At 40.9% G+C, this 5,901-nt stretch carries 5 protein-coding genes; 1 reads left to right on the top strand and 4 read right to left on the bottom strand.

What is annotated here, in order from left to right:
- From hppD to K1X56_14685, 4 genes are all read right to left on the bottom strand, one after another.
- The coding region (gene hppD, locus K1X56_14700; protein ID MBX7095969.1) for a 4-hydroxyphenylpyruvate dioxygenase at positions 1–943 on the bottom strand (943 nt) is incomplete at its 3' end.
- A gap of 92 nt (positions 944–1,035) precedes the next feature.
- The gene (locus K1X56_14695) at positions 1,036–2,211 is read right to left on the bottom strand and encodes a homogentisate 1,2-dioxygenase (protein ID MBX7095968.1); all 1,176 of its coding nucleotides are present in this window, start codon (positions 2,209–2,211) and stop codon (positions 1,036–1,038) included.
- Positions 2,212–2,345: 134 nt separating this feature from the next.
- On the bottom strand, positions 2,346–3,377 hold the full coding sequence (locus tag K1X56_14690; protein MBX7095967.1) for an isochorismate synthase: 1,032 nt from the start codon (positions 3,375–3,377) through the stop codon (positions 2,346–2,348).
- 4 nt (positions 3,378–3,381) lie between these two features.
- Positions 3,382–3,801, bottom strand: a complete 420-nt coding sequence (locus K1X56_14685; protein MBX7095966.1) for a hotdog fold thioesterase — start codon at positions 3,799–3,801, stop codon at positions 3,382–3,384.
- A gap of 148 nt (positions 3,802–3,949) precedes the next feature.
- Here K1X56_14685 and K1X56_14680 point away from each other — a divergent pair, with 148 nt between their 5' ends.
- Positions 3,950–5,794 (top strand): DEAD/DEAH box helicase, encoded by a 1,845-nt coding sequence (locus K1X56_14680; GenBank protein MBX7095965.1) that lies wholly within the window; start codon positions 3,950–3,952, stop codon positions 5,792–5,794.
- Positions 5,795–5,901 lie beyond the last annotated feature (107 nt).

The following is a 5,901-nucleotide window of genomic DNA, read 5'->3' as shown; positions in this document are numbered from 1 at the left end:
CAATAATTCCTACACGTTCTTTTACGTTATCGTAATACGTTCCGGGAACATAAAGGAATTCAACGCCTCGCTTACGCATTTCACCTACAGAGTGAACGATGTCGTTGGTAGCAATGGCGATGTGCTGGCAACCCGGTCCTTTGTAGAAATCGAGAAACTCTTCGATCTGAGATTTCTTTTTACCGGCAGCAGGTTCGTTGATCGGGAATTTAATACGACCATTTCCATTGGTCATCACTTTACTCATCAATGCCGTGTATTCGGTAGAAATATCTTTATCGTCGAATGTAATCAGGTTAGCAAATCCCATTACTTCTTCGTAGAATTTAGAATATTTATTCATGTCTCCTAAATCTACATTGCCCACCATGTGATCGATGTATTTAAATCCTAAATCGGAAGGATTGTATTCGCTCTCCCATTTTTCGTATCCGGGCAAGAAAACGCCATTATAATTTTTGCGTTCAACAAAAACGTGAACCGTATCACCGTAGGTGTAAATTCCCGATTTAATGACAAATCCGAATTCATCTTCTTCCTTATGCGGCTCCATATACGGTTTTGCACCGCGTTTTACGGTTTCGTTAAATGCAGAAGTTGCATCATCTACCCAAAGTGCAATCACTTTTACGCCATCGCCATGCTTACGGATATGGTGAGAGATTTCAGATTCCGGATCGAAAGGAGTGGTGAGAATTAATTTAATTTTTCCCTGTACCACAACATACGAAGTGCGGTCTTTTACACCTGTTTCGAGTCCTGCATAAGCCAGTGACTGAAATCCGAATGCTGTTTTGTAATAGTGGGCCGCCTGTTTTGCATTGCCTACATATAACTCAACAAAATCGGTTCCGTTAATCGGAAGAAAATCCTGTGCTTTTTCGAAAATTTTTTCTCCTGTATAGGAATAGTTTTTTACCTGTGTTAAATCTTTTGTTTCCATATTAAAATGAATCTGAAAATTATTTTCTTTTTCTTTTTATTGGGGTCGACAAAAAAAACGATGTTCATTTTTTGTCAATCGGTTCTTAAAAATTAACTGAATAATTGTGGTTTTTCCATCCAGCTTTTATAGTAATCTTTTACTTCGAGCTTAAGCGCTTCTTCCGTAATTTTTACCGGATTAAAAGGATCAATCATCACTGCCAATTCTCCGGTTTCTTTTTTACCGATGGAACGTTCAATGGCACCGGGATGTGGTCCGTGCGGAATTCCACCCGGGTGAAGTGTAATCTGACCTTTCTGAATGTTATTTCTGCTCATGAAATCGCCATCGACGTAATACAGTAATTCATCCGAATCGATATTGCTGTGATGATATGGAGCAGGAATCGCATCCGGATGGTAATCGTACAGTCGTGGTACAAATGAACAAATCACAAAATTGTTTCCTTCAAATTGCTGATGAATTGGAGGAGGCATGTGGATACGACCAGTGATTGGTTCGAAATTGAAAATAGAAAATGCATAGGGATAATGATATCCATCCCAACCCACTACATCAAAGGGATGAGTTCCGTAAACATAAGGATAAATTAATCCTCTCTTTTTGATGAGCACTTTAAAATCACCTTTCTCATCGTGTGTTTCCATTCCGTATGGCAATTTAAAATCGCGTTCGCAGAAAGGTGAGTGTTCGAGTAATTGTCCCCACTCATTCCGGTAACGTTTTGGTGTGCGGATCGGTGAATAGGATTCTACCAGTAACAAACGATTTTGTTTGGTGCCGAATTTAATCTGATAAACCGTTCCACGCGGAATGATAATGTAATCTCCATATTGAAAATCGACATTCCCGTACATGGTGTGAAGTGTGCCTTCACCCTGGTGAACAAAAATCATTTCATCGGCATCTGCATTCTTAAAAAAGTAATCCGTCATCGATGATGTGGGAGCCGCAAGACCAATGGTCATGTCGTTATTTAAAAACAATGTTTTTCTGCTTTCCAGATAGTCGGAAGTTTCAGGAAGTTGAAATCCCTGAAAGCTGAGCGCTTTTAAATTATCCTCTACTGCAACTTTTGGTCGAACAGAATAAGCTTCTCCTGTCTCTTTAACGATGGTTGGCGGATTGAGGTGATAAACCAGTGAGGAGACCCCACCGAAACCTTCTGTTCCGAATAATTCTTCATGATAAAGTGAACCGTCGGGCTGACGAAAAACGACGTGGCGTTTCGACGGTATTTTTCCGTGGCGTTGATAGACTGGCATAAAAATTCTTTTTTGCGAAAATCAAGCCTTTGGGAAGCTGGAATTATGATGAAGGTCAGAACTGATGAAAGTCAGTTTATCTTTTCGGTACTATCAACATGAAATTTATTTTCTGTTAAAAAAATGTCATGTCTTTATTGAATAAACTTTAATAAAACCTTCGATTTCTGCTCTGTTTCTTCCCATTCTTTATCGGGCTCCGATGCAGCGGTAAGTCCGCCTCCTGCAAACAAGAATATAGAACGTTCGTTGAAATGCATGCAGCGGAGGTTGACAAATAATTTCATGTCGACTGCAGAATTTACCGGACCTAAAAATCCTGCGTAAAGACCACGGTGATGACCTTCGTTTTGTTGTATATAGTCAATCGATTTTTCCTTTGGAAATCCGCCAACAGCCGGTGTTGGATGAAGGAGTTTAATAATGGGGGCTAAGTGGGTAACGGAATCCTTTTTAATTTCAATGTTGGTTCTTAAATGGATTAAATGTCCCGCCCGGTGGTTGTGGACTTCTCCAACTGAAAACTGGATACCCGGTATCGATTCAAGTTGATGTGAAATGGAATCAGTCACTATTTTTTGTTCCTCGATTTCTTTTTCTCCCCACACAATTTCATCTTCCTTTTTATCGCTTAAGGATTGAGTTCCTGCCAAACTCATAATGGTGATGGAATCGGAAAAAGAGTTTAATAAAATTTCAGGACTCGCGCCCATCCAAAATCCCCAGCCCGGTAAATGAATGCAATTGATAAATGCATTGGGATACGCTTGGCACAATTGGAAAAACATGGAATCAGCCTGAAATGAAGTTGGCGTTTCAATTTCGATAATGCGCGACAAAACTAATTTGCCAAACTCCTTATTTCGAATGGCGGAAATAAATTTTTCTGCACGATCAAAATAGTTTTTTCGGGATGTGGAACGGTATGAAAATTGAAGCTGGGGTAATTCAAAATTTCCTTGTTTCTCACTTAGTAAAATTCCTTCGTCCTCTGAAAATGGAAAAGCGATAAATCCTTTTTCAAGGCCAATTTCATGTTGACGAATAATTTTCGCGGATGCGGCTTCGAGTACATGCACTTCCTTCTCATTGGGAAATCGCCATGCAGCGAAATATTTTTTTTCTGCAATGAGATTGTTTAAGTGACGAATCAAATCGAGGGTCATCCGCTTATTTCGTTACCGGTAAAATCAAAACTGTTAAACGACAAACCGCAACCAATTCTTCTGCCTCATTTTTTACATCGATGTTCCAAACGTGCATTGTTCTTCCCGCTTTAATAATCGTTGCTGTTCCGAAAACGTATCCGCTCCGTACACCTTTCAGGTGATTGCAATTAATTTCAATCCCGGTAATGTTGTATGCTTTGGGGTCTACAATTAATGTGGATCCTAAAGATCCCAGTGTCTCCGCCAGTACTGCTGTTGCACCACCGTGAAGGAGTCCCACCGGTTGATGCGTGCGATGATCAACGGGCATTTTGGCCGAGATGCTTGTTTCGCTGAGTTGAGTGTATTCAATGCCTAAAACTTCCATGATGGTATTTCGGTTCATGGCATTTAGCTGTGCGAGGTCTACTTGCTTTAACATGGCTCAAAATTACCATTCTTTGGCATTGTTTAAAACTTAACGATAATAACAATTTGTACCCTTTAACTACCAGTTTTTGAATAGGTTGCCAATATTAGGCTTTGTGGATAATTCGCCGTACCTTTGCGGCTAAACTAAAAATCTATAAATGAGTGTATTTGCCCAATTGGGTTTAAAAGAAGAGATCGTAAGAGCTGTAAGTGACCTGGGTTTTGAAAACCCAACCTCTATTCAAGAACAAGCCATCCCCTTATTACTTACCGAAGATTCAGACCTGGTGGGTCTGGCGCAGACCGGTACGGGTAAGACCGCGGCTTTTGGTCTCCCGATGATCCACAAGATCGACTTTTCGAATCGCCAAACACAGGCCCTGGTGATTTGTCCTACCCGTGAACTTTGCCTGCAGATCACGTCTGATCTGACGAACTTCTCCAAGTATTTCCAACAATCGAACATTGTTGCCATCTACGGAGGAGCATCCATCGAAATGCAAGCCAGAAGCATCCGTCGCGGTGCACAAATCGTGGTTGCAACACCCGGACGATTAATGGACATGATCGATCGCCGTTTGGTGGATATTTCTGCTATCCGCATTGTTGTTCTCGACGAAGCGGATGAAATGTTGAACATGGGATTCAAGGAAGACATTGATACCATTCTTTCCAATGTTCCTGATGAAAGAAGTACATGGTTGTTTTCCGCTACCATGCCGCGTGAAGTAGCTGCTATTTCTAAAAACTACATGCACAATCCGAAGGAAATTACTGTTGGAAAACAGAATTCCTCCAATGATAACATCGAACACCAATATTTCGTTGTACGTGAAAAGGATCGTTATTTTGCTTTAAAACGTGTAATCGATTTTTACCCTGAAGTATTCGGAATTATTTTTTGCCGCACCAAACGTGAAACGCAAGAGGTGAGCGATAAATTAATTAAGGATGGTTATAACTGCGATGCGCTGCATGGAGATTTATCCCAGGCACAGCGTGATGCGGTGATGAAAAAATTCAGAGATCGTACATTGCAATTATTATGCGCAACCGATGTGGCTGCACGTGGTATTGATGTGAGTGATATTACACATGTAATCAATTACAATTTGCCGGACGACGTTGAAAATTATACCCATCGTTCAGGTAGAACAGCGCGTGCCGGAAAAACAGGTTTATCCATGGTGTTTGTCAATACCAGAGAAACCAACCGTATTCGCGATATTGAACGCGTCATTAAAAAGAGTTTTGTTCCGCGTAACATTCCTAACGGAAAAGATATTTGCGAAAAGCAATTGTTTGCATTGATCAATAAAATGGTGAATGTGGAAGTGGATGAAAAAGGAATTGCTCCTTATCTCGAAAAAGCACAGCATCAGCTGGATTATTTATCAAAAGAAGATTTGATTAAACGATTCCTGTCGGCAGAGTTTAACCGATTCCTCGAATATTATCGTCACTCCGAAGATTTAAATGTGAAGGATAAACATGATCGTGGCGATAAGCGCGACCGTGGCAGCAGAAATGAGCGTGGAGAAGGAAGAGGCGAACGTGGAGACCGTGGTGATCGCGGAGATAGAGGTTCACGCAGAGAACGCGATAATAATATGCAACGTTTATTCGTAAACATTGGAGAAATGGATCGCGTTAATAAAGGAATGCTGGTTCGCTTAATTTGCGATCAGGCAGGAATTAACGGTAACAGTATCGGAAGAATCGATATTCGTCGCGAATTCTCTTTTGTTGATGTGGAAACATCGTTGGCAGAAAAAGTAAAAGGCAAGGTTAACGGAATGGTCCTCGAAGAGAATGGCCGTAAAGTTCGTGTCGATTACTCCGACCGCAATGTCGGCGGTGGTGGCGGTGAGAAGAGTTATGGCGCTAAAAAGAGTTTTTCTGGAAAGAAAAATTATTCCGACCGCGATAACAAAGAATCGAAAGGAAAATCGTTCGACGGTAAAAAGAAATCGGAAAAAGGATTCCGGAAATCGTTTATCTGAAGGGATATTTAATTTGTGAAAGGGAGCTCTGCTCCCTTTTTTTATTCCGCAAAAGGCGATTTAATAGTGATGTAGAATGACTCCACATCGGGCGTGTATTTAAACAG

The organism is Flavobacteriales bacterium (assembly GCA_019694795.1).
Lineage (GTDB): Bacteria > Bacteroidota > Bacteroidia > Flavobacteriales_D > UBA2798 > UBA2798.
The sequence above is the reverse complement of the archived record's forward strand: the minus strand, read 5'-3'. Positions and strand labels throughout refer to the sequence as shown.

What these genes read in the sequence shown, in the direction of transcription:
- K1X56_14690 (MBX7095967.1), bottom strand. Translation starts at nt 3,377, where the DNA reads ATGACCCTCGATTTGATTCGTCACTTAAACAATCTCATTGCAGAAAAA.
- K1X56_14685 (MBX7095966.1), bottom strand. Translation starts at nt 3,801, where the DNA reads ATGTTAAAGCAAGTAGACCTCGCACAGCTAAATGCCATGAACCGAAAT.
- K1X56_14680 (MBX7095965.1), top strand. Translation starts at nt 3,950, where the DNA reads ATGAGTGTATTTGCCCAATTGGGTTTAAAAGAAGAGATCGTAAGAGCT.
- K1X56_14695 (MBX7095968.1), bottom strand. Translation starts at nt 2,211, where the DNA reads ATGCCAGTCTATCAACGCCACGGAAAAATACCGTCGAAACGCCACGTC.